The following is a 26,738-nucleotide window of genomic DNA, read 5'->3' as shown; positions in this document are numbered from 1 at the left end:
TCAGGATCCCTCTCTCAGGACGGCGGCATCGGGCAGGGTTGGCCGGTCGGGCATGGCGATGTGCTCGTCATAGATGGCGCGATAGATCCGGTCGATGGCGACCTTGTCGTAATGGCGGGCGACCCGCTCGGCGATCGCACGCGAACAGCGGTCGCGCCAGGGGCGGTCCAGCAGCAGGGCGCGCAGTTCCCGTGCGGTGTCGAGCGGGCTGGCGAGCGGCGTCACCGCCCCGCCCGCCCCCAGCGGCGGCTCCTCGTCCGGCCGCCCCATCAGCAGCTCCGAACAGGAGCCGACGTCGGTCGCCACCGTCGGAACGCCGGAGGCGCCCGCCTCCAGGATCACCAGGGGCTGCGCCTCGCTGACGCTGGTCAGCGCGATCGCGTCGACCCGGCCGAGCCAGTCGGTCAGCTTGACGCGGCCGGCGAAGATCACCGTCTGCTCCAGCCCCAGGTGCTTCACGATGGTCCGGCATTCCTCGACATAGCCGGGATCCTCCTCCAGCGGCCCGAGGATCATCGCCTTCAGGTCGGGGATGTCCTCGCGCAGGATGGCGGCGGCGCGGATGTAGGTCTTGACGTCCTTGATCGGCACGACGCGGCCGATCAGCGCGATGGTCGGCGGCCGCGGCGCCGGGTCGCGCACGACCTTCGAGTAGCCGGCATAGTCGATGCCGTTGGGCACGACCGTCAGCTTGGCCGGATCGGCGCCCTGGCGGCGCTGGAACTCCTGGTTTCCGCCATAAAGGGTGATGATGCGGTCGCAGGCATCGTAACAGGCCTTGGAATAGCTGGCGAAGGTGTCCAGCCAGAGATCGCGCAGGTCGCGCTTCTTGCGCTCGAGGGCCAGCGAGGTGTCGGCCCCTTCGAACAGCCATTCGGCCATCAGGATCTCGATGCGCCGCTCGTTGGTATAGATGCCGTGCTCCGTCAGCAGGGCCGGCCTGCCAGTCTCCAGCCGGGCGCGGGCCGCGAACAGCCCGGCATAGCCGGTGGAGACGGCGTGATAGACCCTGGCCTGCGGCATCGGCACCAGCAGGGTGGCGAACAGGCCGCTCATCAGGGCCCGGCTGCCCCAGAAATATTCGAGGAAGGAGGCGTCGGACAGGGCCGACCGGCACATCCGCACCACCATGCGGAAGGCGTCCTCCGAGTTCAGCAGCGTCCGCTTGCCGATCCGGCCGCGCCTTGCCGCCAGCAGGCGCAGCACCTCGGCAACCTCGGGCAGGCCGCCGCCCTGCTGCAGGCGGGCGAGCGGCCCCTCCAGGGCCGCGGTCAGCCGGCCGGCACCGGGCTGCCAGAGCGGCCCGGCGGGCGGGTCCTGCAGATAGACATGGGTCAGGCCGGTGACGTTGTCGGGAAGCTCGTAGGCGAGCTTGCGGGTGCTGCGGTCGGCGACCAGCGCAACCACATGGAAGGTCAGGTCGGCGTGAGACCTGATCAGGTCATGCGTCCAGGTGGAGACGCCGCCCGCGACGTAGGGATAGGATCCCTCCATCAGCAGGCAGACGTCGGCCCGTGGCGCCCCGGGCGCCTCCGGCAGGTGGCGGGTACTCATGCGACGATCTCCCGCCTGCCGCCATCATTCCCATCGCCACAGCCCTCGCCGCCTCCGGTCCGCCCTTCTTCCCCCTGGCGCCACAGGGCGAAGACGTCACGCAGCGTGTCGGGCAACGCCGTCTCGTCGCCCAGCAGCTCGGGCCGGCGGGACTGCAGCGCGCGCAGCTCGGCGAAGCGGCCGAGCCGGAACAGGCTTTCCGCGTACCAGAACAGCACCCTGGCGTCGCCGGTGCTGTCGACCAGCGGCTCCAGCCGCTCGGCCGCCTCGGACGGGAGGCCGCAGCGAAGCAGCAGCCGGCCGAGATCGAGGCGCAGACCGTCCTCGTCCGGCGACAGGTCGAGCGCACGGCGGTAACCGTCCAGCGCCTTCTCGCGGATTTCCGCCTCGCGGTTGGTATCGAGCAGGCCGCAGAAGGCGTAGTCGTCGAGATGCCGGGCCAGTGCCGCCAGCGCCTCCGGGTCGTCGTGGCCAGACTGCGCGGCGGCGTCGAGCGAAAGCCAGCGCTCGTTGAACTCATGCTCCACCCGCGCGGTGGCCGTCGCCGCCTGGACACGCACCGACGGGTCGGCGTCCGCCAGACCCGCCTTCAGCGCCGGCGTGAAGGCCGGGCGGAAATGCCGTGCGACCAGCGCGATGACCGCCTGCTTCTGCGGCGGCGTGCCGACGGACATCACGTCTGTGAAGGATTGGGCGGCGGCCAGATGCGCGGTTTCCCGCCCCGAGACGATCAGCTCGTACAGTTCCTGTGCCGGCTCCATCTCGTCGTCCGGGAACAGCGACAGGTACCAGTCCTGGAAACCGGTGGCATAGCGCGAGAACAGGGCATGCAACCCGGCGGTCATCAAGGTGCAGGCGGCACCCAGCGGCCCGAGCGGAACCATGGTCACCAGCAGGAGCCCGGAAAGCCGCAGGTCGAGGTCGCGGTCACGCCGCCGGCGCAGCCACAGCGCCAGGAGGGCGCACAGCGCCATGTGCAGTCCCAGCGCCAGCGGTGCGGCGAACGGGACCGCCGACAGGCCGACCGCCACCACGCCCGCATCGAGCAGCCCGGCGAGCAGGCCGCAGGCCAGGAGATCGCCGGTGCCGGCGGCCGGCTTGTCGGCGGCCGGCGGCCAGGAGAGGGAAGCGCCGCCGGTGTTCACGCTGCCCCCCGCCCGTCCGCCGGCACCTCGACACGCCTGGTCGCGAAGCTGATCGGGATGTCGACGAGCGCCGCCGGCAACGCCTTGCGGACCGCACGCTCCAGTTTCGACTCGACGAGCCTCGCCCCCTCGATCGGCGTACCGGCCAGCACCACGCCGAAGGAGCTGCCCTGCTGGCCGAAGTCGCAGGCGAGGTCGGTGTCGCGCAGGCTGGTGCGCACGGCCTGTCCGATGGCGGCAGCCAGTTCGGCCCGCTGGCCGACCGACAGGCGGCTCAGCCCGCCCGGCCGAATGGTGATCGTGGTCGTCTCGAATCCCAGGCGGCGGCCGAGCAGGGCCAGGAACTCGGCCTGGCGGCCGATGAAGCCGGACGAATAGAGCGCGTCGTCGGTGAAGACCCGCTGTTCGCTGGCGAGGCGGTAGCGGCGAGCCTTGGCCATGGCGGTGCCAATCCAGTCGCACAGGATGCGGAAATTCTCCACCGTGTTGACGCTGAGGTCGGTGAAGCCGAGGCTTTCGATCTTCAGCATGCCGACGACCTCGCCGGTGTCGCCACTGATCAGCGGACCGGCCAGCATGCCCTCGCCGCCCAGGATGCGCTCGTCCTCCGGACGGTTGACGCAGAGCAGGCGCTGGCGGCCGATCACCGTCTGGAAAATGGCGCTACCATTGTCGAACCAGCGGGCGTAGGCGTCGCGCTCCTCGTCCCAGCCGTCGTTGGCCACCGATTCCAGCACATCGTTGTTCAACAGGAACAGCGAGAATTTCTCCGGCTTCATGACCGAACGGACGAGATCGGCGACCCCCAGCATCACCTCGCCCTCGTCCAGCCGGTCGATCGCCTTGGCCGCCTGGTAGAGGGTCAGGACGGTACGCAACTGGCCGGCCACCCGTGTTTCCAGGGTCTCCTTCACCGACTTCAGCGAGCGGTAGGACCGGGCGATCGCCTCCGCCTCCCGCCGCGCGGCCTCCAGGCCGGCGCGCAGATCCGCCCGCTCGCGCAGTTGGCGCATGCGCAGCTCGCCGATCATCACCGCGGACACCAGCCACAGGATCGGTTCGCGCGTCAGGGTGAAGAGATGGTCGTAGAGATCCTGGTTGATGCCGGCATCCGGGACGTTGCCGAGCCGCAGCGCGGCCGTCGCGACCAGCGCCGCCAGCACGCCCTCGTTGGTCCCGTACTGGATCGCCAGCAACAGCACCGGGATCCAGAAGGGATGCGGCTGCACTCCCTCGAACCGCGTTCCGGCCCCGAGATACAGGTCGAGCCCCAGCGCCACGCCGAAGAACAGCACCAGCTCGACCAGCGCCACCGGGCGCAGGCCGAACCAGCGGCGCGGGGCCCCGGCGGGTGCGGAAGGCCGTTCCGCAGGCATCGGTTCCGTCATCATCGTGGAGGGCTCGTTCGGGCTGCGGTCCATCGGTGGCACTGGCGGTCCTGCCTGTTCCGGATCAGGGCGTACCGGCGATCACCGGCCGCAGACTCTCGATCATGCGGGTCACCACGCGCTGGGCGACGTTGTTGACGCTGTCGCGGCTGAACCAGCCGCGTCCGGCCTCCGACTGGCTGGATGTCCACAGCACGACCCCGTCGGAGCTGCGGACCAGCCGGGCGTTCAACCCGACCACCGGCTCCTCGCGCAGGCCGTGCTGATAGCCGTATTCGGACACGCTGCCGGCCAGCACCGCGTCCACCCCCAGCAGCCGCCCGGCCGCCTGGGCGTCGACCGGAGCGCCCTCCGCCGGAGATCCGGCATCGGCCGAGGCGTCCGCCGCGGGACCGGTCGCCGGCTTCGCGGCGGCCAGCCTGGCACGCACGCGGCCGGTGTCGACGGCGCGGATGCCGGCTTGGCCGTACAGCTCGGTGGAAACAAGGTCGGCGGCGATCTGGCCGGCGTTGGGATGGTTGGTCAGGTTCTCGAAGGGCAGGACTGCGATGGTGGCGCCCGCCGGCAGGCCGCCGCCCGGCGAGGAGAAGTCGCGGCTGTTGATCCGGCCGACGCTGCAGCCGGCCAGCAGCACCCCGGCGGCGAGCAACGCGCAGCCGGTGCGCAGGGCCGATCGCCGTGCCATCGGCGACCGGCCGCCCGCCGCCCGCCCCGGATCCCGCGCCCCCGGCTCCAGCCGCCCCATTCCCTCTTCCCTCATCCGCATCGCGTCACCCATCGCCATTCCCTTCTTCATACCCGTACAGTCCTTGACACACCGTCAATAGCGCCAGACCAGAAAGCCGCCGACGCTGTCCACCGCGCTGGCGCTGCCGCGGGCGGTGGACCGGGCGTGGCTCGCCCGCAGCCCGACCTCGAGATTTTCCGCCGGCTCCCAGGCCAGAGAAACCGCCCCCTGCGGACCGCTCTGCCCGCGCCGGTCGTAGGCGTAGCCGACCTGCGCCGCGTAGCGCACATAGTCGGTGATGTGGTCCTCGATGTTGAGCTGGACCGCATGGACCTCGCGCGTCGCCGCCGGCAACGGGACATAGATCTGGCCCAGCGCGTCCAGCCGCTCCTTGCGGCGCCCCACATATTCGGCATCGAGCACATAGGCGACGCTGGTGAGCGGCCCCTCGGTGTTCAGCGTGTAGCGCAGCGATCCCTCGACCGTCGCGCTGCGCGCCAGGTCGGCGGAGCCGGCCAGGCCGTAACGGTTCCAGCCGGCCCCCAGCGCCAGCGCCCAGCGGCTCGACAGCCGCTCCTCATGCTGAACGAACAGACGGTCGCGCCGGCCGGCGCCGATGATCCCTTCGAGGAAGGCGAAGTTCGGCTCTTTAAGGGCGAAGCCGGCGCGGGTCTCCGCCTCCTCGCTGCGCCAGGCATGGGTATAGCCTGCGCCCAGGGTGCGGGGTGCGGCGTAGAAGGTCAGGCTGGAACGCTGCAGCTCCGGCCAGTCATGGACCAGCCCGACGTCGAGGCGGGATCGCGCGTCATGGAAGGCCTCCAGCCGGCCGTCGGCGCGACGCGCGGCGCCGATGTCGACGTCGCGCCGCTCGAAAGACCAGGTGAAGCGGGTCGATCCGCCGATCTCCTGCACGCCGCCGGCCCGCGTGATGCGCTGCGTCTCGGCATTGCGGACCCGCTGCCAGTCGACATCCAGGCGCAGACGGTCGGCGTTCTCGTGCAGCACCCGCGCCTTGCCCTCGACCAGCGACGGCTCGTCGGGGGTGAGCTTCAACGCGCCGTCGTAGGCCAGCAGGGCCTCGCGCCAGCGACCCAGCCTTTCCTCCGCCTGGGCCAGCAGCGCCGTCGACTGGGCATCGTCCGGATTCTGTGCGAGCAGGCCGCGCAGCAGCTTGCGCGCGGGGCGGGCTTCGCCCTCCTCCATCATCGCCAGCGCGCGGAAATAGCCGATCCTCCGCTCCGCCGCACGGTCGGCCGCGACGGCCTGCGGCGCGGGGCGGGCCGCAGGCTTCCGGGCCAGCGCGACGGTGACGCCACCGGGTTCCGGCAGGACCGTCGCCTCGACATCGGACGCCAGCACCAGCGCGACGCTGTCGTAGCCGTAGAGGATGTTGTCCACCCAGGACTGAAGCCGCTCGGGCACGGTGTCGAGCGCCACGTCACCCAGCGGCCGGCTGAAGCGCAGGACCAGCTCGCGCCCGTTATGCTCGGCCTCCGTCGTGACCGCCGCGGACCAGCGCAGGGCGAAGCGGGCCGAGCGGTCCTCGCGCACCGCTTCCAGCCGGGGCTTCTCCAGCCGGACCTCCTCCAGGCGGGCCGCCGCCGGCCGGGAGCCCCCCGCCACCTGGGCGTGGAGCTGGACCGGCAGGGCCGCGGCCATGAGCAGCACCATCGCCAGCATCTGGCCGGCGAAGGGATGGCGCGCCAGGACGCCGTCGCGGCGGAACGGGAGAATGGACACGGGGAACCGCCTATGGAAGGGCCAGAACACGGCGCGCCTCCGGCAGTCGTCCGTTTTCGATCAGCATCGATGCATAGTCCGCCTTGAGCTGCCGGTCGGTCGGCCGGCGCTTGCGCAGGGCTTCGAACAGCGTTACGGCATCGTCGACCTTGCCGAGACGGTTGAGCAGGTTGGCCTCCGTCTGGACAGTGGAGTCGGCACGCCCGCGCAGCGCGCGGAGCTGCGCCAGCGCCGTGCGGTAGAACGGCGTTGCCGCCGTCGGCCGCTTGAGTGCGGTCAGGGCTTCGCCCAGGAAGTAATAGGCCTCGTAATCGTCTGGACCGCGCGCGACGTAGCCGCGCAGCAGCCGCTCGGCGTCGGGAAGCCGGTTCTCGTCGTAGGCGAGCATGCCGAGCTGGCGCAGGGCGTCGCCGTCGGCGGGCTTGCGGGCAAGCAGCGCGGTCCAGGCCTGGGCGGCCGCCTTGCGCTGGCCGGTCTGCTCGGCCAGCCGGGCGTAGCGGCGCAGCCGCTCGGGCGCCGTTTCCCCGGGCAAGGCGTCGCGGACCGCCTCGGCCAGTTCGCGGCCCTTGCCGGCTGCCGCCAACGCTTCGATGTAGGGGGCCTTGAGCGGCGCCTCGGCCGGCGGGCCACCCTGCCCCAGCTTCGCCGACACGCGCGAGGCGCCGCCCAGCTCGGCCAGCCGGTCGTACCACGCCGCCTGCTCGGCCGGGGTGCCGGCCGCCTTGGCACGCGCCTCCAGCCAGTCCAGCCCGGCTGCCGGCGGACGCGGCCCCCAGAGATAGGCGAGCTGCCCGAAGTCGTCGCTCTGCGGCCCCTGGTCGGCGGCAAGACGCTGCAGCACCTGTTCCGCCCCCGCCTTGTCGTCGAGCGCCAGCAGCGCCGAAGCCAGTTCGCGCCGCCGATCCACCGGCAGGCGCCCGTCGCCGGCCCGCGCCAGCAGGTAGCGCCGCAGATCCGTCTTGCGGCCGAGCCTGGCCAGCGTGTCGCGGTAGAGCGACTCCTCGGCGTCGCCCAGCGGACCGGCGGCCGACCGCGCCTGCAGCAGGTCGGCGAGTTCGCCCAGCGCCCCGGCCTTGGCGGCGGCATCGGCGTAGGCGGACAGCCACGCACCGCCCTCGCGCCCGCCCCCCTTCCGTCCGGCCTCTTCCCGCTCGGCCTGCCTGCGCAGCAGCGGCAAGGCCGCCCGGTAGGATTTGTGATCGATCAGGAGGAAGGCGATGTTCCGCTCCTCCTCGTCCGACAGCCCGCCGGCGGCGAGTTTCGCCGACAGGTAGCGCGTCAGCTCCGCCGACCGGCCGGCACCGTCCAGCGCCGTGATATAGCTGGCGTCGACATCGGCTCCCCCGCCGGCAAGCAGGGGCTGCAACAACGGCAGCGCCTCGGCCGGGCGCCTGCCGGCGATCAGGGCGTTCGCCAGGGCCAGGCGGCTGCGGGGGGTGGGATCGCGCGCGAAGGCGCGTTCGGCGGCGGCGAGAGCCAGCGGTGCGCCCTGCGGCCCGCGCTCGGCGGCGCTGCCGGCGATGTCCCGCAGCAGAGCGACGGGCAGATCCGGGTGGGCCGCGAGCCATTCCACGACCGCCGACGGATTGCCGGCCTTGGCCGCCAGCCGCGCCCAGCCCTGGTCGGCGGCCGGCGACGGCGCCGCCTGCCGACGCGCGGTGAACCAGGCGAGGCCGGCCGGAGCACGGTCGAGATCGACGAACAGTGCCGCCACCTCCTCCAACTGGTCGCCAGGCAGCTCGCCGGTCGACAGGCCGGCGAAACCCAGCCGGTCGAAGGCCGCGGCGGCTTCGACACGACGGCCGGCGCGATCGAGCACCCGGATGGCCGCCAGCCGGTCGGACAGCGCCGGCATGTTGCCGGCCAGCCCGCGCATCGCCCACCGCGCCGCCGCCTCGCGGTCGCCACGGCCGAGCGCGATGTTCGCCGCCAGCACCGGCTGGTCGGCCAGGATCTCGGCTCCCAGGTCATGCTCGATGCGGTCGAGGAAGGGGCGGTCGCCGTCGCGCAGGGCCTTCTCCGCCAGACCGGCGAGCACCCAGTCGGGCACCAGCCGGAGGTCGCGGGCCTTGGCCGCCGCCAACGCCGGCCCAGGCATGCCGGCGTTCATCTCCAGGCCCAGCAGGCGCCCGAACTGGGAATCGTCGACCGGATCGGACAGCGCCGACAGCCTGCCTCGCGCCTCCTCCTTGCGGCCGGTGGCGGTCAGCAGGTCGATGTAGGTCAACTCCAGCGCCAGCACCGGCCGGCGCCCGATCACCTGCGGCTCGATCAGGCGAAGCGCCAGATCGGGACGGGCCGCCGCCGCGAGCTGGCTCGCCAGGCCGATCATGTCCGCGACGGTGGGATTCTCGCCCAGCCAGCGCCGGGCGCGGCCGAACGCCTCCTCCTCGCGGTCGAGGTCGATCAGCAGGCTCATCAGCAATTCGCGGCTGTTGGCCTCGATGTGGCCGGTGGCGCGGTCGTCGGCGCGCATGAGCCAGTCCACCGCCCCGGCATGGTCGCCGCGTGCGGCCAGCAGGGCCGCCAGCTCCTGCTGGGCGTCGACGTCGTCCGGCTTCAGCGCGCAGTAGCGGGCCAGCGCCTCGGCCTTCAGGTCCATCCGATCGCGGAAGCCGGCGGCATAAGCCAGGTCGCGGTAGGCCTCGGCGCTGTGCCGCAGGTCGGCCAGCGCCTTCAGGTTCTCCAGGCGGTCGCCGGGCCGCTGGGCGTCCTGGTAGAGGCGGTCCAGAAGCTCCCGCGCTTCGACCGCGGACGGCCCGTTGAGGGTGGGGGCGGCGACGAAGGCCTCGGTCAGTTCGATGGCACGGTCGACGTCGCCCTGGGTCAGGGTGAGGCGGGTCAGCGGCATCACCGTCTCGGCGCTGCGGTCGCCCGCGGCGTAGCGCTCCTCGTAGGCCGCCCTCGCGCTCTCGTAATCGCGGTCACGGAACTTCTGGAGGGCCAGTTCGCCGCTGCGGGGGATCAGCAGCAGGCTGGCGCCGACGCCCAGCAGCAGCACCAGCAGAACGACCAGGATGTTCGCACGCATCGGCGCCGCCCTAACCGGCCGCGCCGTCGGCGGGCCGCAGCCGCAGCCGCAGCGGCCGGACGGCCCCGGACGGAATGCCGGCGACCGGAACCGTCAGCGCCAGGCGCCCGTCGGCATCGGCCGTGGCGGTGCCGGACCACACCGCCTCGCCATCGCGCTCGACGGTGACGGCATAACGGCCGGGCTGCGGGACGTGCCAGACCATGGCGCCGTCGCCGTAGCCGTCCGCGGTGACGCTGAAGCCGCCCCCGTCCAGCGACAGCCCGGAAAAGGCCCACCGCCCGTCGATCAGGTAAGGCACCGGCGCCGGGGGATCGATATCCCCGCGCTCGGTGGCGGCAAGCGCCACCACGGGCTCCGCCACGGCCGGATCCAGCGCGACATAGAGGCTTCCCTGGGTGTGGCGCTGCCCCAGCACCCCGGCGGACCGGGCGAAATCGACGGCCGTGAAGGCGGCATGGTCGAAACGCAGGGTGTTCAGCGCCCCACGGCCGCGCACGCGCCAGCGCCGCTCTCCCGCGGTCCCCAGCGGCTCGAACCGCGTGCCGTAGAATCCCTCGGCGATCCGGGCATAGGTAGATGCCGCGACCGGCGCCAGCTCCATGGCGCGGGCAGCGGTCAGGTTCTTGACCAGCGCGCTCAGGCTGGCCGCCTTCTGGCCGCTGTACATGTGGTAGTAGATGTTCACCGGCTTCAGCCGCAGCGGACTGCCGGCATTGCGAATGGTGTGCACCAGGTTCTGGTAGCCGTAGAAGCGGTTGGTCCAGAGGTCGGTGTAAGTGTTCTCGTTGCTTCCGGCGGCATAGATCTGGCGCTCGGCACCGACCGGCAGGCCGATGGGCGGCAGGCCGATGACCGACGGGAAATCGGCGTCGAAGCGGGCGTCCCCGCCGTTGATGTTGACGCCGCCGGCCTTGCGCACCGCGGCCAGGGCGTCCTCGAACGGCGAGGTGTCACCCGACCACTGCACCAGCACCGCCCGTTTCCCGGCCGGCGCCAGCCGCGTGAAATAGGCGAGCGCCCCGCCGATCTCCTGGTCCAGGTCGAAGGGCTGCTGCAGATAGGCGCGCGGCAAGGCGTAGCGTCCGATGTCCGACACCTCGCCCGCCGTCTCCGCGGCATGGTCCTCGCCCTTGGCCGCGCGAGGGGTGCCGTCGCGCTCAAGGAAAGGAGCCTCCTTCGCGCGGTTGTAGTCCTTGAAGAAAGCCCACTGGAACGGATGCGTCCAGGTGTGGCTGGACGGCTCCACCTGCGGCAGGGCGAACAGCGCCTTCGCCGCGGCCAGCGAGTCCGGCGTGCCGCTCCAGGTCGGGTCGAGGTCGCCGACGATCGGCGCGACGCTCACCGGCAGGTCCGGGAACGGCTCGATGGCGGCGATCCGCACCATGTCGGCGGACAGCACCCGCTTGGCGGAATAGGGCGCGACCTCCGTCACGTTGCGCCAGCCGTCGCCGTCGATCTGGCTGAAATAGAGCCGTCGCCCGGACAAGGTGGTGACGTCAGGCTTGGGAAGGTCGTCGGTGGTGAACGCTTCCCTGAAGAAGGCGAAGGGATCGAGGATCCATTGGCGCCGGTTGTATTCGGCGTCGTAGTAGCGCCCATAGCCGTCGGTCACCAGCCCGCCGGTCGGGCCGGTCACCACCAGATGGCTGTCGGTCGCCGGATCGTCGCCACGGCGCATCACCAGATGCGAGGCGAAGCGCTCGTCGATCTTGCGGAACAGTGGATAGCCGGGCAGCGCCCCGGTCAGCGGCCGCTCGAAGCCGATCATCGCATCCGCTGCCGCCGGCTTCGACTTGTAGGTCAGGTCGGAGTAGCCGTCGTCGTCGCGCAGGCCGAAGCGGGCGAAGAAGCGGTTCACCAAGGTCAACGGCACCGGCCTGCCGCCGGTTTCCAGGCGGATCCCCGGCTGCCCCAGGACGGCGACGCGGACGCCGCTGTCCATGGCGCGGGCGACCCAGCCGACATAGGCCCCGACATCGGCGAACGGTTCGCCGGCGAACCAGGTGACGACGCCGCGCAGGTCCGGATAGCGGGACAGGTCGGGCAGGCCGTCGGCGACGTTCCAGTAGACCACCGACAGCCCGAGATGGTTGAGCGGCAGTTCGGCGGACGTGTGGATGCGGCTCAGCCGGATCGTCTGCTCCTCGCGCAGGTCGACCAGCGCCAGCACCGTGCGCGGAACGGCCTTCACCGCAGCAGGGGCGGCGGGGGCGGAAGCAGCGGCCGGGGCAGGGACGGCAGCCGCCCTGCCACCCGCGTCCCTGCCCTGCGCCTGCGCCGCCGCACCGGGCGCAAGCAGCCCGGCGGCGACCGCCGCTGCGCAGGCAATGCGGGCAAGCCGGATGGAGGGGAGGGGAACGGGCATCACCGGGGCGGCTCCGGCACGAGCCGGTCGAGTTCGACCACCGAGACGTAGGGGGAGAAGCCGTTGGCCCGCTGCAGGTCGTAGATCGCCCGCACACCCGCCTTGTCGGCCGGATCCCAGTAGTCGAGCGTGTAGAGGCCGAGGCGCGGATTAGCCGCCTTCGCCGCCTGCAGCGCCTCCACCTGGAACCGGTAGTCCCCGTCGCTCTGGCGGTGGGGGCGCTTGGCGGCGAAATCCCAGCCGGAATAGACGCTCTCGCCCAGCGCATGGTCGATGACCGCCGCGGTGCGCGGCAGGATTTCATAGCCGCGGTTCTGCATGATGCCGATGTCCGGCCAATTGGTGCGGATCGCCCGCACCAGCCTGGCGGCGGCATCGGTCATTCCCCGCCAGCGCTTGGCGTCCGTCCGCTCCAGGTGCGGCGGGTTGTCGAGCGTATCGAGGAAGACGCCGTGGAAGCCCTCGCGCAGCAGGGCCGGCACCAGTTCCTCGACCACCAGCCTGACCCAACGGGGGTCGCGGACGTCGACATAGAAGCTGCCCGGCCAGTTGGGGTTTTCCTGGTCCAGGATGCCCCAGCCCTTCACCCGGCCGAACCACGGCCGGTGCGTCTCCACCTCGCCGACGCTGATATAGCCGAGCAGCGTCTTGCCGCGGTCGGCGAGCGGACGCAGCGGCGGGTGGGTGCGGCTGTCCAGGACGAGCAGCCGGTAGGGCTGGAAATCGGCGGCAGGGGCGGACGCCGCGTAATAGACCGCCCAGTTGACCGGTGAAGCGGAAGCCTGGCCGGCGGTCTCGGCTCGCAGGCCGTTCCCGGGCAGTGCCAACAGCGCCGCACCCGAAAGAACCCCACCGGCAAAGGACCGCCGACCGATCGCACCACCGCTCACGCCACCCGCACCCCTTCGCTAGGCCGGGGCGACGTGCCCGGGCTCTCCTATCCCAGCCAGGCCAGCGTCTCCCGCAGCCCGTCCTCCAGCGGCGTGTCGCAAGTCATCCCGAAGGCGGCGACCAGACGGGCCGGATCGCCGATCGAAACCCGGATGTCGCCGGCGCGCGCCGGGCCATACCGGCGGTCGAGCTTGCGGCCGGACAGTTCCGCCAGCACCTCCGCCAGCCGATTGACCGAAGTCGGACGGCCGGTGCAGATGTTGAAGACCGGGGCTCCCGGCCGCGGGGTGTCCATCGCCGCGCTCAGATAACGCACGAGATCCTTAACGAAGATAAAATCGCGAACCTGCTCGCCATCCCCATTGATGGTGATGGATTCCCCCTTCGCGATCCGGCCGGCGAAGATGGAGATGACGCCGGAATAGGGCGATTTCGGATCCTGGCGCGGCCCATAGACGTTGAAGAAGCGGAAGCCGGTCGTCGGCACGCCGTGAACGCCGTCGGCGACCCTGGCATGCAGTTCGCAGCCGAGCTTGTCCGCGCCGTAGGCGGACAGCGGGCGCGTCGCCGCATCCTCCGTCAGCGGCATCTCCGGATTGTCACCGTAGACCGCGGCGGACGAGGCGTAGACCACCGGCACCGGCCCGCGCGGGTTGGCGCGCCGCGCGGCGTCGAACACCGCGATGGTGCCGGACAGGTTCGTCTGGTGGGTTTCGAGCCATGCCTCGCGCGAGCGATCGACCGAGGCGACCGCCGCCAGGTGGAAACAGCCGTCGACGCCCGCCATCGCCGTCTCCACGGCCGCGGCATCGGCGACGCTGCCGACGCTCACCGGCACGCCGGCCGGCAGGTTCTCACGCTTTCCGGTGGAGAGGTCGTCCAACACCCGCACCTCATGCCCCGCCGCAAGCAGCCGTTCGATCAGGTGGGAACCGATGAAGCCGCAACCGCCGGTGACCAGATAGCGCGCCATGACCTCCGCTCCTTCTGCTTTTTCGTGTTTGATGACTGGATACGCACGCGGCCGGCTGCCCGGCCATCCCGGCCCGGGGCAAGATCTGTCTTGCCGGCGCGGATGGCCGAGGGCGGCGCGTGCTCAGGCCGTCGTCAGGAAACCGGCGACGGCGGATTGGAATTCCCTGGGCTTGATCGGCTTTGACACATGGCCGCTGAAGCCGGCCTCCGCCAAGCGGCGCTTGTCCGCCGGGGTGGCGAGATTGGTGACGGCGATCACCGGCGTCGACGCCAAGCTGTCGTCGCCGCGGATCTGCTTGATCAGGTCCAGGCCGGAGATGCCGGGCATGACGATGTCCATCACCACGAGGTCGGGCGCCGTCTCGCGCATCACCCCGATCACCGCGGCGGGATCGGAAACCTCGACGACGGTGAAGCCACCCTCCTCCAGACAGCGGACGAACAGTTTACGCATCAGCACATTATCCTCGACCACGAGGATCGTCCGCGTCTTCTCGGGCGTTTCCACCATTTCATCTTCCAGGGCTTGTGCGGGCCTTGCGCCGCGGCCCGCCGCAAAAACGGCGGCAAAGCGGCTGCAACATCAACGTGCAGTCCAGTGTCTACCGCTTCCGTATAGCCCGGTCAAGTTGGCCGCTCCGGAACCCGCGTTACCTTTTTGGACTATTACACCATCTGTCGAAGACTTTACTCAAAACCGCCAAAACTGCTTTTCCACTGGCCTGCAGCCGTTGATGGCGCCATCCTCGCCGCGAAGCGGAGCCTGCCGAGGCCGGCGGCCCCGCACATCAGGGAGACAGAGCCACCGTGACCGCCCCCTTCATCCTCTACGGCAACCTGAACTCGCAGCCGGCGACCCGCATCGCCCTGTTCTTCGCACTGGCCGGCACGCCGTTCCAGTATCGCCACGTCGACCTGCGCAGCGGCCAGCAGAAGGCCCCCGACTACCTCGCCATCAACCGCTTCGGCCGGGTGCCGACGCTGGTCCACGGGGATCGATCGGTATCGGAATCCGCGGTCATCCTGACCTACCTGGCAGAGCAGACCGGCAAGTTCGGAGGCCGGGACGACGTCGAGAAGCTGCGCATTGCCGAGTGGCTGAGCTGGCTGGCGGACGTCCTGCTGCCGGTGCAGCGCGCACGCGCCGTCCGCAAGTTCAACGGCGACGCCAACGCCCTGCCCTGGATCGACGCCGCGGCGAAGAGCGGGCTGGTCCAGTTCAACCAGGATCTGGTCGGCCGCACCTTCATCGAGGGCGACCGGCTGACCATCGCCGACATCTTCGCCTTTCCCTGGATCGATCTCCTGGATGAATCGGGCATCGATGCCGCCGACTATCCGGAGATCCGGGCATGGGCCGCCCGCATGCGTGCCCAGCCCGGCTTCAAACCGCAATATGACCTGATGCCGGCCGCCGACGCGGAGTGCTGAGAAACAGGCGTCGCCGACGGCAGAAGCGGGGGTGACGCGACTCACCCCCGCTGGTCGTCGATCACCTTGCCGTCGTTTGGAAGGGTTCCGGGTGCGGCGAACTCGACGGAACCGTTCAGCTTGGTGACCGCCGCCAGGGTGTCGCGGATCGACGAGGCCAGCGCCTCGCCGGTTTCCTCCGCTTCGCACCGCAAGGTCATCGTGTCGCCGGCATCCCGGCGACCGACCACCAGCCGGGCACGGGAAAGCTGGGGATGGCGGCGCAGGACCTCGGCGACTTGGCTGGGATGGACGAACATGCCCTTGACCTTCGTGGTCTGGTCGGCGCGGCCCATCCACCCCTTCAGCCTCATGTTGGTGCGCCCGCAGGGGCTGGGTCCGGCCAGCACCGCCGACAGGTCGCCGGTGGCGAAGCGGATCAGCGGATAGGCCGGGTTGAAGACGGTCACCACCACCTCCCCCACCTCGCCGTCGGGCACCGTGTCGCCGGTGCCGGGCCGTACGATCTCGACGATGTATCCCTCGTTCACCACCAACCCCGACCGTGCCGCCGTCTCGTAGGCGACGATGCCGAGATCCGCGGTGCCGTAGCACTGGGTGACCTCCACGCCGCGCGCTTCGTAGAAGGCGCGGGCATCGGGCAGATAAGGCCCGCCCGAGACGCAGGCGATGCGGACCGACGAGACGTCGAGCCCAAGCGCGTCGCCCTTCTCCAGGATGACCTTCAGGAAATCGGGCGTGCCGATGTAGCCGCGGGGCCGCAGGCCGGCGATCACCTGCGCCTGCATCTCGGTGTTGCCCGTGCCGGCGGGGATGACGGCGCAGCCGATGGCATGCGCCCCCGTCTCGAACATCGAGCCCGCCGGCGTCAGGTGATAGGCAAAGCAGTTCTGCGCGAGGTCGTCGGCCCGGAAGCCGGCGGCATGGAGCGCCCGGGCGCTTCGCCATGGATCGCTGCCGTGCGGCTCCGGGTCATGGATCGGCCCCGGCGAAGCGAAGACGCGGGCCAAGCGTCCCACCTCCACCGCCGCCAGCCCGCCGAAGGGCGGATCCGCCCGCTGCAGGGCAATCAGGTCCGACTTGCGCGTCACCGGCAGGGAGGCCAGCGCCATCCGGTCATGGATCGCCGCCGGATCGACCTCGGCCAGCAGCCGGCCGAAATAGGGGGCGGCTGCCTTGGCATGGCTGAGATGGGCAGGCAACGCCGCGAACAGCTCCGCCTCGCGCCGGTCGGAGGAACGGGTCTCGAGGTCGTCGTAGAAGTCGGTCATGGTCGTTCGTCCGTTCAGGGGTCGCCCGGATGCGCGCCGTCCATCGCCGCCCGCGTCGCCCCCATCCCTCCCCCGCTCCGCGGGAGAGGGGGGCGGAGCCTTGCGGGCGCGCTGCGGCAATTCTCTCCCCGGCGAAAGGCAGGGGTCAGGGAGAAGGGACCGGCAGCAGCCTCAAATCCAGCGCTTGCGCCGCTTGAAGCTCTTGAGGTTCTTGAAGCTCTTGCGCTCTTCGTTGCCGCCGCCGAGGTAGAATTCCTTCACGTCCTCGTTGTTGCGCAGTTCCTCGGCCGTGCCGTCGAGCACGACCTTGCCGTTCTCCATGATGTAGCCGCGCGCCGCAGCCTGGAGCGCCATGCGGGCGTTCTGCTCGACCAGCAGGATGGTCACGCCGAGATCCTTGTTGATCTGCTGGATGATGCTGAACACCTCCTTCACCATCAGCGGCGACAGGCCCATGCTCGGCTCGTCCATCAGGATCAGCTTCGGTCTCGCCATCAGGGCGCGGCCGATCGCCAGCATCTGCTGCTCGCCTCCGGACAGGTAGCCGGCAAGCCCGGTGCGCTCCTTCAGCCGGGGGAAATAGCCGTAGACCATGTCCAGGTCGTCCTTCACGCCGCCGTCGCGGCGGGTGTAGGCGCCGAGACGCAGGTTCTCCAGGCTGGTCATGTCGGCGATGATGCGCCGGCCCTCCATCACCTGGAAGATGCCCTTGCGGACGATCTTGTCGGGATCGATGCCGTTGATCCGCTCGCCGGCGAAGGTGATGTCGCCGCGCGTGACTTCGCCGTCCTCGGTCTTGAGCAGGCCGGAGATCGCCTTCAGCGTCGTCGACTTGCCGGCGCCGTTGGCGCCCAGCAAGGCAACGATCTCGCCTTCCGGCACTTCCAGGCTCAGGCCGCGGAGCACGAGGATCACGTCGTTGTAGACGACCTCGATGTTGTTGACGGACAGCATGGTCCGCTTGGCGGCGGCCACCGGCGGCGCGACGGGGGCATCGGAGGCCGCGTGATGGGTGGCGGCCGTGGCGGCGTTCGGCATGCGGCACCTGATCGTTGGAAGGACGGGGGGCGCCCGGCGGACGGGCCGCCGGGACGCCGTTGCTTGGAGGCTTACCAGCCCAGCCATTCCGGCTTGCGCGGCACGTCCTCGGTGGCGACCTTCTCCAGCTTGATCGCGCCGGACTTGACGAGCTCGTCGACGCTGGCCTCGGTGTCGCCCTTGACCGACGCGCGGTAGATGTTGACCGCCGTCATGCCGCGGTGATCGGTCTCGGTCCAGGTCGAGGGGATGCACACGCCCTCAAGCCCGGCCGGAACCCAGTCCTTCTTCTGGTACATCGCCTTGCGGATGTTCGGGCCGCTCAGGCCGCCGTTCTTGCCGGCCCACTCCAGCGCCTCCTTCATGTAATAGGCGGTGCAGACGCCGGCCATGTAGTGGACCGGGCGATAGGCATTGCCGGACGGGTCGGAGATCTTGGAGATGTCCTTCATCAGCTTCATGCCGGGCGCATCGCCGGTCCAGGTCACGGCGGTGCGCATCGGGAAGACGACCCCGTCGGCGGCGGAGCCGGCCGCCTTGGCGGCGTTCTCGTCCATGCCCCAGACGTTGCCCATGAACTGGACCTTGGCGCCGACCGTCTGGCAGGCCTTCAGCACCGAGATGCCGGAGCCGGCGGTGTTGCCGAGATAGGCGTAGTTGGCGCCGGCCTCCTTCAGGGTCAGGCACTGGGCGCTGTAGTCGCCCGGCGTCAGGGCGAACTGCACCGGCGGCAGCACCTCGAAGCCCAGTTCCTTGGCGATCTGCTCGCCGGCTTCCTTCGGCGCGTTGGGGAAGGGATGGTTGGCGCCCATGTGGACGTATTTCGGCTTGCCCTGCCCGCCCTTCTTCTTCCAGTCCTCGGCCGCCCAGGTCAGCATGCCGCGCAGCGCATCGGAATAGGACGGACCGTAGAAGAAGTTGTAGGGCGCCGGCTTGGAGCCGTGCGGCCCCTTGCCCGTCGGGTCGGTCAGGTGGCCCGAGTAGGAACCGGAATAGGCCGGGATCTCGTCCTTGCTGACGAAGCCGGTCAGCGCCTCGGTGTCGGCGGTGCCCCAGCCCTGCAATGCTACGATCTTGTCGCTGCCCGACGACCATTTCTTGTACTGGCTGATGGCGCGCGGCGCCTGATAGCCGTAATCGACCGAGTCCACGGCCATCTTGGTGCCGTTGATGCCGCCATGGGCGTTGATGTAGGCCAGCGCGTCGGACACGCCCTGCGCATAGGGAACGCCGACGTCCGAAGTGCCGCCGGACTGGTCGGCGAGGTGGCCGATCGGGATGTCGGCCGCCTGGGCTGCGGCGGCGGTCGCCATCAGGATGGCGGCGGAGGCGAACAGCGCGGTCTTCAGCGAGCCTGCTTGGAGCGAGCCGGTTTGGATCGTCATCTTGCGTTTACTCCCTATTCGATTCTGTTCGTTGCGGATGCCGGATGAACCGAGTCTGGTGCCTTGTTTTTGCGTCCTGCCGGCGCAGGGTTTTTGCGTCCTGCCGGCGCAGGCGGGAAGGACGGTCGAGAGCGGCGGCACGTCAGTGCGAGAAGGGATAGAGCTTCCAATAGGCCTTGATCTGCTTCCAGCGGTGGGCGAGGCCGTCGGGCTCGAACACCAGGAACAGGATGATGACGAGGCCGATCGACATCTCGCGCAGGAAGGCGATGTTCTCCCGCAGGTTCAGCGCGGTGTCGACGGCGGTGCCGCTGACCAGCTTGGTGGCCGCCTGCATCACCTCCGGCAGCAGCACCATGAAGGCCGTGCCCATCAGCGTGCCCATGATCGACCCCAGGCCGCCGATGATGATCATGCCGAGGAACTGGATCGAGAAGAGGATGGTGAAGTTCTCGACCGAGACGAACTGCAGGTAGTGGGCGTAGAGCGCACCGCCGATGCCGGCATAGAAGGCCGAGATCCCGAAGGACATCGTGCGGTACTTGGTGAGGTTGATGCCCATGATCTCGGCGGAGAGATAATGGTCGCGCACCGCCACCAGGGCGCGGCCATCGCGGGTCCGCATCAGGTTTGTGCCGAGGATGTACATCACCACCATCGCCACCAGCACGACGTAGAAGTAGCGCTCGTCGGTGTCGAAGGCGAAGCCGAAGATCGTCAGCGGCTCGGCGATGGTGCCGGCGCTGCCGCCGGTGAACCAGTCGGCCCGCCCGAAGAAGTCCTGCAGGATGTACTGCGCCGCCAGCGTCGCGATGGCGAGGTACAGCCCCTTCAGCCGTGCCGCCGGCACGCCGAAGATCAGCCCGACGCCGGTGGTGACCACGCCCGCCAGCGGGATTGCCAGCGCCACCGGAACGCCCAGGCTGTTGTTGAGCCAGGCTGACGCGAAGGCGCCGAAGCCGAAGAAGGCCGAATGCCCGATGGAGATCTGGCCGGTGAAGCCGACCAGGATGTTCAGCCCAAGCGCCGCGATGCCGAGATAGCCGATCTGGATCAGCAGGCTGAGCCAGTAGCGGTCGAGGAAGGCCGGGCAGGCCAGCAGCAGGACGACGCCGAGGATCGCGAAGTTGCGGCTGGTCTTCGTCGGGAAGATCGTGGTGTCGGCGGCGTACGACGTCTTGAAGTCGCCGCTCGGGATGATGCTGACGTTCGCCATGTCTTTGGCCTCACACGCGCTCGATGTCTTTGGTGCCGAACAGGCCGTAGGGCTTGATCATCAGGATGGCGATCAGGACGTAGAAGGGCGCGATCTCGTACATGTTGCCCCAGTTCAGCCATTGGCTGTCCAGGTAGTGCGCCACATTCTCCAGCACGCCGACGATCAGGCCGCCGACGACGGCGCCGATGACGCTGTCCAGCCCGCCGAGGATCACCGCCGGGAAGACCTTGATGCCGAAGAAGGACAGCGCCGACGACACGCCGTTGACGACGCCGACCGTGACGCCCGCCACCGCCGACACCATGGCGGAGATCGCCCAGCTCATCGCGAACATCTGGCGGACCGAGATGCCGAGCGACTGCGCCACCTGCTGGTCGAAGGCGGTCGCGCGCATCGCAAGGCCGAGGCGCGAATATTTGAAGAACCAGCCGAAGCCCGCCATGATCAGCAGCGAGATCGCCAGCGAGACGACGTAGACCGTCTGCACCTGGAGCCCGAAGACGTTCATGGTGGCGTGGGCGAAGATCTGCGGGAAGGGCTTGGCGAAGACGCCGAACATCCACTTCATCGCCGCCTGGAAGACGATCGACAGGCCGATGGTCACCATGATGACCGAGATGATCGGCTCGCCGATCATCGGCCGGAGCACGACGACCTGCAGGATGACGCCGAAGGCCAGCATGAAGACCAGGGTGATCGGGAAGCCGATCCAGAAGGGAAGCTGCCAGCTTGTCAGCAGCCACCAGCAGGTCCAGGCGCCGATCAGCAGGAATTCGCCCTGCGCGAAGTTGACGATGCGGCTGGCCTTGTAGATCAGCACGAAGGACATGGCGACCACGCCGTACAGCGCGCCGACGATCAGGCCGTTGACGAGAAGCTGGAAGAGAAGGGTCATGGCGTGGCCTCGTTCTGTCCCTCTCCCGCCCCGGGAGAGGGGGACCGCGAAGCGGTCGGGTGAGGGGTCATCCAAGGATCAGGGCGAGCGTTTCTTGCCGGCCCCCTCACCCTCCCCGTGCTCCGCACGGGTCCCCTCCCTCTCCCGGGACGGGAGAGGGCGCGATTGGCGGTGTGCATCGCACGCTCCTCAGGCCGCGACCGGCTGCGGCGGCGCCTTGGCGGCGCCGGGCGCGAGGTCGATGACGGTCAGCGTCGTGCGGATGCGCTGCTTGGTGCCGTCCTGGAAGGCGATCGTCGTATCGACGTCGATCTCCGGCTGGCCGGCATAGATGCTGTCGATGATGGTGCCGTACTTCTCGGCGACGACACCGCGGCGCACCTTGCGGGTGCGGGTCAGCTCGCCGTCATCGGCGTCCAGTTCCTTGTAGAGCAGCAGGAACTTGGAGATGCGCTGGTATTCCGGCAGGGTCTGGTTGACCCTCTCCACCTCGCTGCGCAGCAGCTCGTAGACCTCCGGCTTCGAGGACAGGTCGGAATATGTCGTGAAGGCGATGCGGTTCTTCTCCGCCCATTTCGAGACGATCGAGAAGCGGATGCAGACGATCGCCGACAGATAGTCGCGCCGGTCGCCCAGGATCACCGCCTCGGCCACATAGGGGCTGAACTTCAGCTTGTTCTCGATGTATTGCGGGCTGAAACGGTCACCGTGCGCGGTGGTGGCGATGTCCTTGATGCGGTCGATGATGACCAGATGGCCCTTCTTGTCGAAGAAGCCGGCATCGCCGGTGTGCATCCAGCCGTCGCGCATGTCGGCGACGGTCGCCTTCTCGTTGCGGTAATAGCCGGCGAACATGTTGGGATGGCGGGTGACGATCTCGCCGACGCCGTTGTGGTCGGGGTCGATCACCTTCACCTCGATGCCGCTGTCGAACGGCACGCCCACCGTGTCGAAATCGACGTCGGTGCCGCGGTGGACGGTGTAGGCGCCCATCGTCTCGGTCTGGCCGTAGATCTGGCGCAGCGGGACGCCCAGCGCCTGGAAGAACTTGAAGGTGTCGGGGCCGAGCGCGGCACCGCCGGTCGCCGCCGATTTCAGGTTGGTGAAGCCCAGCCGGTCGCGCAGCGCCTTGAACAGGATCCGGTCGGCCATCGCCGAGCGCTGCCCCTTGGCCAGCGCCTCCAGCCCCAGCTTCATGCCGAGTTCGAACATCTTCTGCTTGAAGGGCGAGGCGTCCATCATGCGGGCGCGCACGTCGGCGGCGATCGCCTCCCACAGGCGCGGCGCGAACAGGACGAAGCTCGGCCCGATCTCGCGGAAGTCGTGCATCATCGTCTCGGCTTCCTCGACGAAGTTCACGCGCATCCGCGACACGATCCCCATGCCGACGGCATAGACCTGCTCCATGATCCAGGAGAGCGGCAGGACCGAGACATACTCGTCCTCCGGCCCCTTGGGATCGGCCGACAGGTAGCTGGCGACATGGCGGATCAGGCGGCCGGCCGGCAGCATCGCCATCTTCGGGTTCGACGTGGTGCCGGAGGTGGTGCAGAGGATCGCCACCTCCTCGCCCTTCGTCGCGGCGACCATGCGGTCGTAGAGGTCCGGCTGCTGCGCCAGCAGCTCCTCGCCCATGCCGACGAGTTCGGTGACCGGCATCAGCCGGGGGTCGTGGTATTTGCGCATGCCGCGCGGGTCGGAATAGATGATGTGCTGCAGCGTCGGCAGCCGGTCGGCGAGATTGAGGAGCTTGTCGACCTGCTCCTCGTCCTCGGCGAACACCACCTTCACGTCGGCATAGGTGATGAGGTAGGCGACCTCCTCGTCGAGCGCGTCGCGGTAGATGCCCAGGCTGTAGCCGCGCACCGCATGGGTCGCGACCTCGCCCATCACCCAGTCCGGACGGTTGTCGCCGAGCAGCCCGACCACCTCGCCTGGCACGACGCCGAGCTTGGTCAGGCCGAGCGCGAAGGCGCGGACGCGGGCGTGCACGTCGGCCCAGCTATAGCTGCGCCAGATGCCGAAGTCCTTCTCGCGCATGGCGATGTCGCCGCCGTGTTCGCGGGCATGCAGCGCCACCAGCTTCGGCAGGGTATCGAAGACGGAGAGGTCGGGAAGAGTATGGGCGGCCATCACGCGACCTCCTTGCGGGCCGGCGGAGAGGATGCCGACGGCACATCGTCCTCGACGTCGTCCTCACCCAGATAGGCGCGCCGGACGCGGGGGTCGGCCAGGACCTCCTCCGGCTTGCCCTCGGCGATCTTCTTGCCGAATTCCAGCACCATCACCCGGTGCGAGATGTCCATGACCACGCCCATGTCGTGCTCGATCATGACCACGGTCATGCCGAACTCCTCGTTCAGATCGACGATGTAGCGGGCCATGTCCTCCTTCTCTTCCAGGTTCATGCCGGCCATCGGCTCGTCCAGCAGGATCAGGTCCGGCTTCAGCGCGATGGCGCGGGCGAGTTCCACCCGCTTGCGCAGGCCATAGGACAGGGTGCCGGCGGTCGCCTTGCGCACATGCTGGATTTCAAGGAAGTCGATGATCTCCTCGACCTCGCGCCGATGGGCCAGTTCCTCCTTCCTGGCGCCGGTCAGCCAATAGAGCGGCCCGGTCAGGAAGTTGTTCTTCAGCAGGTGGTGGCGGCCGACCATGATGTTGTCCAGCACCGACATGTGCCCGAACAGCGCCAGGTTCTGGAAGGTGCGGCCGATGCCGAGCGCCGCGCGATGGTTCGGCGTCGTGCCGGTGACATCCCTGCCCTTGAAGAAGACCTTGCCGTCGGTCGGCCGGTACCGTCCGGAGATGCAGTTGACCATCGAGGTCTTGCCCGCACCGTTCGGGCCGATGATCGAGAACAGCTCGCCCTTGCGGATGCCGAAGCTGACGTCGGTCAGCGCATGGACGCCCCCGAAGCGCAGATTGACGCCCCGAGCCTCGAAAATGGTCTCCGCCGGGGTGGTCGGCGACTTTTGGGCAGAGCCGGGGTGTGGTGCGACGGGCGCGCCGGACATGTCCTCCTCCGTTGCTGTTTCTAACCGCTTCTCGGGGCCGTGGTCCGGCTCTTTGTTGGCCAGCAGGGTCCATAATGTGGACCAATCATTGAGCAACGAGGCCACTATATACCGTGACCCGGTCTGTTATCAACACTGACATTCCGTCATTGCATGTTTTTTCTAGGCAAGGCCACACCAATGGTCCATATGATGGACCCATGATCAGACAGCCCGATCCCGCAACCCCGCCTGCCGCCGGCGGCACCCAGAGCCTGGAGCGCGCCATAGCCCTGCTGCGCGCCGTCGCCGCGGCCGAGCCGGACGGAGCGCGGCTGGCCGACCTGATGGCCGCGGTCGGCCTGTCGAAAGCGACGGCACACCGGCTCCTGATGGCGCTGGCCCGCGAGGCGCTGGTGGATCAGGACATGCGCAGCAAGCGGTACCATCTTGGCTCCGGCCTCGTGCCATTGGGCGAGCTGGCGCAGTGGCGCCGCGGCATCGACCCTCCCTCCCCTGCCACGTCCCAGCCGCCGGAAACGGGTTCGGGCCTCCCGGTCGCCGGATCGCCCTTCCCCGAACCACAGCCGCCTGCTCCGGCAGCGCGTCCGTCGGCATTCCTGCGGCCGGAATATCGTGGCATTTCGATCCCGCTGGCGCACCTGTTGTGCGACCGTCATGTCCGCGCCGCCGACGGCGCCCGTGCGGCACTGCTGCACGAAAGCGTCGCCGGGCAGACGACGGAACTGAGCTTCGCCCGGCTTGCACGGGATTCGGCGCGTTTCGCCACCGTATTGGCGGGGCTGGGGGTCAGGCGGGGCGACCGTGTGGCGGTGCTGCTGCCGAAGGGACCTGAACTGCTGATCACCGCGCTGGCGATCTGGCGGCTGGGCGGTGTCTACATGCCGCTCTTCACGACCTATACGACCGCGGCGGTCGCGTACCGGCTGGCCGACAGCGAGGCCCGGGCGATCGTCACCAACGGCTTCCTGCGCCGCAAGGTGCCGCGGGACAACACGCGGCCGGTGGTGACCGTGGAGGGCGACGAGGCCTTCGGGCCGGATGCGGTGCCGTTCTGGTCGTCACTGCACGATGCAGCACCGCTGGCGGAGGTCGCGCGCTACCGGGAGTGCGACGCCTTCGCCCTGATCTACACCTCGGAGTCCGAGCCGACGCCGCTCGGCGTTTCCCTGCCGGTCAAGGCGCTCTCCGGAATCGAGCAGTACATGCGCATCGGCCTGGACCTGCGCGATGACGACATCTACTGGAACATGGCGGATCCCGGCTGGGCCTACGGCGCCTATTACGGACTGGTCGGGCCGCTGCTGCTGGGGCGCACCACCATCTTCTGCGACGGTCCCTACGACGTGCGGCAGGGGTATCGCATGCTGACCAAGTTCGGCGTCACCAACCTGACCGCGGCACCGTCGCAGATACGCGCCTGGCACGGCGCCGACCCCGGCGTGTCGCACCAGTTCGCCCTGCGCATCCTGTCCGTGGTGGGCGAGCCGCTGCCTGCCGACCTGATCGCCTGGGCCAACCGCACCGTCCGGGTGCCGCTGCTCGACCAGTATGGCCAGCGCGAGACCGGAATCTTCATCGTGAACCGGTACGACCCCGATGGCGCGGACAGCCCCGACGCCGTCCAGCCGCCCAGCGGATCGCTCGGCCGGCCGATGCCGGGCTTTCGTGTCGTCGTCCTTGATCCCGACGGACGCGAAGCTCCGGTGGGCGGGCAAGGGGAGATCGCGATCGACGTCGACCACTCGCCCCTGTTCTGGTTCGAATCCTACGCCAATAGCCCCGACCGGACCGCCCGGCGTTTTCGCCACGGCCGCCGCTATTATCTGACCGGCGACCGGGCCTTCCTGGATGAGGATGGCAACATCCACTACCGCGGCCGGGCATCGGATGCGATCCAGATGCAGCAGGGCGAATAGGCAGCAGCGGCCGTTTTCGGGTATAGATCGCCTGGAGCCCCGAGGCCCGGCCGCCGGGCCCAGGGGGAGCACGAAGGACGGGAATGGAATCCAAGACGAAGAACCGCGAGTCGTGGCTGGCCGCCGCCTTTGCGGCACTGGCCGAGGGCGGTGTCGACAAGGTGCGGGTGGAGCTTCTGGCCAAGGCGCTGAAGGTCACCAAGGGCAGTTTCTACTGGCACTTCCGCGACCGGACCGAGCTGATGAGCGCACTGCTCGAAAGCTGGAAACAGGGACGCATCGCCGCGATCAAGGAGCAGACGCGGCTGGATGCGCGCGAACCGGCGCAGCAGCTCCGGGACATGCTTGCCCTCTATGGCGGCAGCAAACCGCGCGGCATGGCGATCGAGCTGGCGGTCCGCGACTGGGCTCGCCGCGCGCCGGAAGCCGAGAGCATCATCGCGGAAGTCGACCGCGAGCGACTGCACAGCGTCGCCGGTCTGTTCGCGGCACTTGGCCTGCCGCCGGACCAAGCCTTTGCCCGCGCCTACCTCTTCTACGCGTTCGCGTTCGGCCAGGGCCTGCTCGCACCGGCCGCCGCCGCCGACCGCGCGGATGCGGTGCGCCGGATCTGCGCCAGCGTGCTGGTACCTCAGGAACAGGCGGCCGAGACGAAGGCGGGCGACGGGCGGGCGGCAAAGGGCTGACCCCATCTCCCGCCCTGTCGGCCGTGCTTGCACCGGCCGGGTGGACGGGAGAGGACGG

General features: G+C 69.4%; 20 protein-coding genes. 3 read left to right on the top strand and 17 right to left on the bottom strand.

Features of this window, described 5'->3' with window-relative positions; translation table 11 throughout:
• From pelF to J2850_RS16470, 10 genes are all read right to left on the bottom strand, one after another.
• Nucleotides 1–1,554, bottom strand: coding sequence for a GT4 family glycosyltransferase PelF (gene pelF, locus J2850_RS16515; protein ID WP_209983578.1), 1,554 nt, complete (start codon nucleotides 1,552–1,554; stop codon nucleotides 1–3).
• Complete coding sequence (locus J2850_RS32240; RefSeq protein WP_209983576.1) at nucleotides 1,551–2,699, bottom strand: tetratricopeptide repeat protein; 1,149 nt, start codon at nucleotides 2,697–2,699, stop codon at nucleotides 1,551–1,553. Before J2850_RS32240 ends, pelF begins: the two co-directional genes overlap by 4 nt.
• Complete coding sequence (locus tag J2850_RS16505) at nucleotides 2,696–4,090, bottom strand: GAF domain-containing protein (protein WP_209983574.1); 1,395 nt, start codon at nucleotides 4,088–4,090, stop codon at nucleotides 2,696–2,698. The genes J2850_RS32240 and J2850_RS16505 overlap by 4 nt, the downstream gene beginning before the upstream one ends.
• A 61-nt stretch (nucleotides 4,091–4,151) precedes the next feature.
• A complete protein-coding gene (locus J2850_RS16500; RefSeq protein WP_209983573.1) occupies nucleotides 4,152–4,883 on the bottom strand; it encodes a hypothetical protein in 732 nt (243 codons plus the stop codon).
• Between the two features lie 24 nt (nucleotides 4,884–4,907).
• Nucleotides 4,908–6,554: a hypothetical protein gene (locus J2850_RS16495; RefSeq protein ID WP_209983571.1), complete on the bottom strand. Its 1,647-nt coding sequence runs from the start codon at nucleotides 6,552–6,554 to the stop codon at nucleotides 4,908–4,910.
• Nucleotides 6,555–6,564: 10 nt separating this feature from the next.
• Nucleotides 6,565–9,585 (bottom strand): tetratricopeptide repeat protein, encoded by a 3,021-nt coding sequence (locus J2850_RS16490; RefSeq protein ID WP_209983568.1) that lies wholly within the window; start codon nucleotides 9,583–9,585, stop codon nucleotides 6,565–6,567.
• A 10-nt stretch (nucleotides 9,586–9,595) separates the two neighbouring features.
• Complete coding sequence (locus J2850_RS16485) at nucleotides 9,596–11,953, bottom strand: polysaccharide deacetylase family protein (RefSeq protein WP_209983566.1); 2,358 nt, start codon at nucleotides 11,951–11,953, stop codon at nucleotides 9,596–9,598.
• A complete protein-coding gene (locus J2850_RS16480) occupies nucleotides 11,953–12,780 on the bottom strand; it encodes a glycoside hydrolase family 191 protein (protein ID WP_246513128.1) in 828 nt (275 codons plus the stop codon). The genes J2850_RS16485 and J2850_RS16480 overlap by 1 nt, the downstream gene beginning before the upstream one ends.
• Nucleotides 12,781–12,890: 110 nt before the next feature.
• On the bottom strand, nucleotides 12,891–13,817 hold the full coding sequence (locus J2850_RS16475; protein ID WP_209983562.1) for an NAD-dependent epimerase/dehydratase family protein: 927 nt from the start codon (nucleotides 13,815–13,817) through the stop codon (nucleotides 12,891–12,893).
• 123 nt (nucleotides 13,818–13,940) lie between these two features.
• On the bottom strand, nucleotides 13,941–14,330 hold the full coding sequence (locus tag J2850_RS16470; protein ID WP_209983559.1) for a response regulator: 390 nt from the start codon (nucleotides 14,328–14,330) through the stop codon (nucleotides 13,941–13,943).
• Between the two features lie 296 nt (nucleotides 14,331–14,626).
• Between J2850_RS16470 and J2850_RS32235 the strand changes: the two genes are divergently transcribed.
• Nucleotides 14,627–15,250 (top strand): glutathione S-transferase family protein, encoded by a 624-nt coding sequence (locus tag J2850_RS32235; protein ID WP_209983557.1) that lies wholly within the window; start codon nucleotides 14,627–14,629, stop codon nucleotides 15,248–15,250.
• Between the two features lie 41 nt (nucleotides 15,251–15,291).
• Here the strand turns inward: J2850_RS32235 and J2850_RS16460 are convergent, their stop codons facing one another.
• The 7 genes from J2850_RS16460 to J2850_RS16430 all read right to left on the bottom strand — a co-directional run bounded on the left by J2850_RS16460 (nucleotide 15,292) and on the right by J2850_RS16430 (nucleotide 24,075).
• Entirely contained in the window at nucleotides 15,292–16,521 is a 1,230-nt protein-coding gene (locus tag J2850_RS16460) for a phenylacetate--CoA ligase family protein (RefSeq protein ID WP_209983555.1), read from the bottom strand.
• Nucleotides 16,522–16,692: 171 nt separating this feature from the next.
• Nucleotides 16,693–17,475, bottom strand: a complete 783-nt coding sequence (locus tag J2850_RS16455; protein ID WP_209983656.1) for an ABC transporter ATP-binding protein — start codon at nucleotides 17,473–17,475, stop codon at nucleotides 16,693–16,695.
• Between the two features lie 155 nt (nucleotides 17,476–17,630).
• Entirely contained in the window at nucleotides 17,631–18,944 is a 1,314-nt protein-coding gene (locus J2850_RS16450) for an ABC transporter substrate-binding protein (RefSeq protein WP_209983553.1), read from the bottom strand.
• Between the two features lie 142 nt (nucleotides 18,945–19,086).
• Entirely contained in the window at nucleotides 19,087–20,160 is a 1,074-nt protein-coding gene (locus J2850_RS16445) for a branched-chain amino acid ABC transporter permease (RefSeq protein ID WP_209983551.1), read from the bottom strand.
• A 10-nt stretch (nucleotides 20,161–20,170) separates the two neighbouring features.
• Complete coding sequence (locus J2850_RS16440) at nucleotides 20,171–21,058, bottom strand: branched-chain amino acid ABC transporter permease (protein ID WP_209983549.1); 888 nt, start codon at nucleotides 21,056–21,058, stop codon at nucleotides 20,171–20,173.
• A gap of 189 nt (nucleotides 21,059–21,247) precedes the next feature.
• Nucleotides 21,248–23,191: a long-chain fatty acid--CoA ligase gene (locus tag J2850_RS16435; RefSeq protein ID WP_209983546.1), complete on the bottom strand. Its 1,944-nt coding sequence runs from the start codon at nucleotides 23,189–23,191 to the stop codon at nucleotides 21,248–21,250.
• Nucleotides 23,191–24,075, bottom strand: coding sequence for an ABC transporter ATP-binding protein (locus J2850_RS16430; protein WP_209983544.1), 885 nt, complete (start codon nucleotides 24,073–24,075; stop codon nucleotides 23,191–23,193). The genes J2850_RS16435 and J2850_RS16430 overlap by 1 nt, the downstream gene beginning before the upstream one ends.
• 200 nt (nucleotides 24,076–24,275) lie before the next feature.
• Between J2850_RS16430 and J2850_RS16425 the strand changes: the two genes are divergently transcribed.
• A complete protein-coding gene (locus J2850_RS16425) occupies nucleotides 24,276–25,994 on the top strand; it encodes an AMP-binding protein (protein ID WP_209983543.1) in 1,719 nt (572 codons plus the stop codon).
• A gap of 83 nt (nucleotides 25,995–26,077) precedes the next feature.
• Nucleotides 26,078–26,680: a TetR/AcrR family transcriptional regulator gene (locus tag J2850_RS16420; protein ID WP_209983540.1), complete on the top strand. Its 603-nt coding sequence runs from the start codon at nucleotides 26,078–26,080 to the stop codon at nucleotides 26,678–26,680.
• Nucleotides 26,681–26,738: the final 58 nt, after the last annotated feature.

Origin of the sequence: Azospirillum picis, from assembly GCF_017876115.1 — a bacterium.
In the GTDB taxonomy this organism is placed as follows: domain Bacteria; phylum Pseudomonadota; class Alphaproteobacteria; order Azospirillales; family Azospirillaceae; genus Azospirillum; species Azospirillum picis.
The sequence above is the reverse complement of the archived record's forward strand: the minus strand, read 5'-3'. Positions and strand labels throughout refer to the sequence as shown.

Excerpts from the sequence above, each read along its gene's own strand:
- pelF (WP_209983578.1), bottom strand. The coding sequence starts at position 1,554 with ATGAGTACCCGCCACCTGCCGGAGGCGCCCGGGGCGCCACGGGCCGAC.
- J2850_RS16505 (WP_209983574.1), bottom strand. The coding sequence starts at position 4,090 with ATGATGACGGAACCGATGCCTGCGGAACGGCCTTCCGCACCCGCCGGG.
- J2850_RS16500 (WP_209983573.1), bottom strand. The coding sequence starts at position 4,883 with ATGAAGAAGGGAATGGCGATGGGTGACGCGATGCGGATGAGGGAAGAG.
- J2850_RS16490 (WP_209983568.1), bottom strand. The coding sequence starts at position 9,585 with ATGCGTGCGAACATCCTGGTCGTTCTGCTGGTGCTGCTGCTGGGCGTC.
- J2850_RS16485 (WP_209983566.1), bottom strand. The coding sequence starts at position 11,953 with ATGCCCGTTCCCCTCCCCTCCATCCGGCTTGCCCGCATTGCCTGCGCA.
- J2850_RS16475 (WP_209983562.1), bottom strand. The coding sequence starts at position 13,817 with ATGGCGCGCTATCTGGTCACCGGCGGTTGCGGCTTCATCGGTTCCCAC.
- J2850_RS16470 (WP_209983559.1), bottom strand. The coding sequence starts at position 14,330 with ATGGTGGAAACGCCCGAGAAGACGCGGACGATCCTCGTGGTCGAGGAT.
- J2850_RS16460 (WP_209983555.1), bottom strand. The coding sequence starts at position 16,521 with ATGACCGACTTCTACGACGACCTCGAGACCCGTTCCTCCGACCGGCGC.
- J2850_RS16455 (WP_209983656.1), bottom strand. The coding sequence starts at position 17,475 with ATGCTGTCCGTCAACAACATCGAGGTCGTCTACAACGACGTGATCCTC.
- J2850_RS16450 (WP_209983553.1), bottom strand. The coding sequence starts at position 18,944 with ATGACGATCCAAACCGGCTCGCTCCAAGCAGGCTCGCTGAAGACCGCG.
- J2850_RS16445 (WP_209983551.1), bottom strand. The coding sequence starts at position 20,160 with ATGGCGAACGTCAGCATCATCCCGAGCGGCGACTTCAAGACGTCGTAC.
- J2850_RS16440 (WP_209983549.1), bottom strand. The coding sequence starts at position 21,058 with ATGACCCTTCTCTTCCAGCTTCTCGTCAACGGCCTGATCGTCGGCGCG.
- J2850_RS16435 (WP_209983546.1), bottom strand. The coding sequence starts at position 23,191 with ATGGCCGCCCATACTCTTCCCGACCTCTCCGTCTTCGATACCCTGCCG.
- J2850_RS16430 (WP_209983544.1), bottom strand. The coding sequence starts at position 24,075 with ATGTCCGGCGCGCCCGTCGCACCACACCCCGGCTCTGCCCAAAAGTCG.
- J2850_RS16425 (WP_209983543.1), top strand. The coding sequence starts at position 24,276 with ATGATCAGACAGCCCGATCCCGCAACCCCGCCTGCCGCCGGCGGCACC.
- J2850_RS16420 (WP_209983540.1), top strand. The coding sequence starts at position 26,078 with ATGGAATCCAAGACGAAGAACCGCGAGTCGTGGCTGGCCGCCGCCTTT.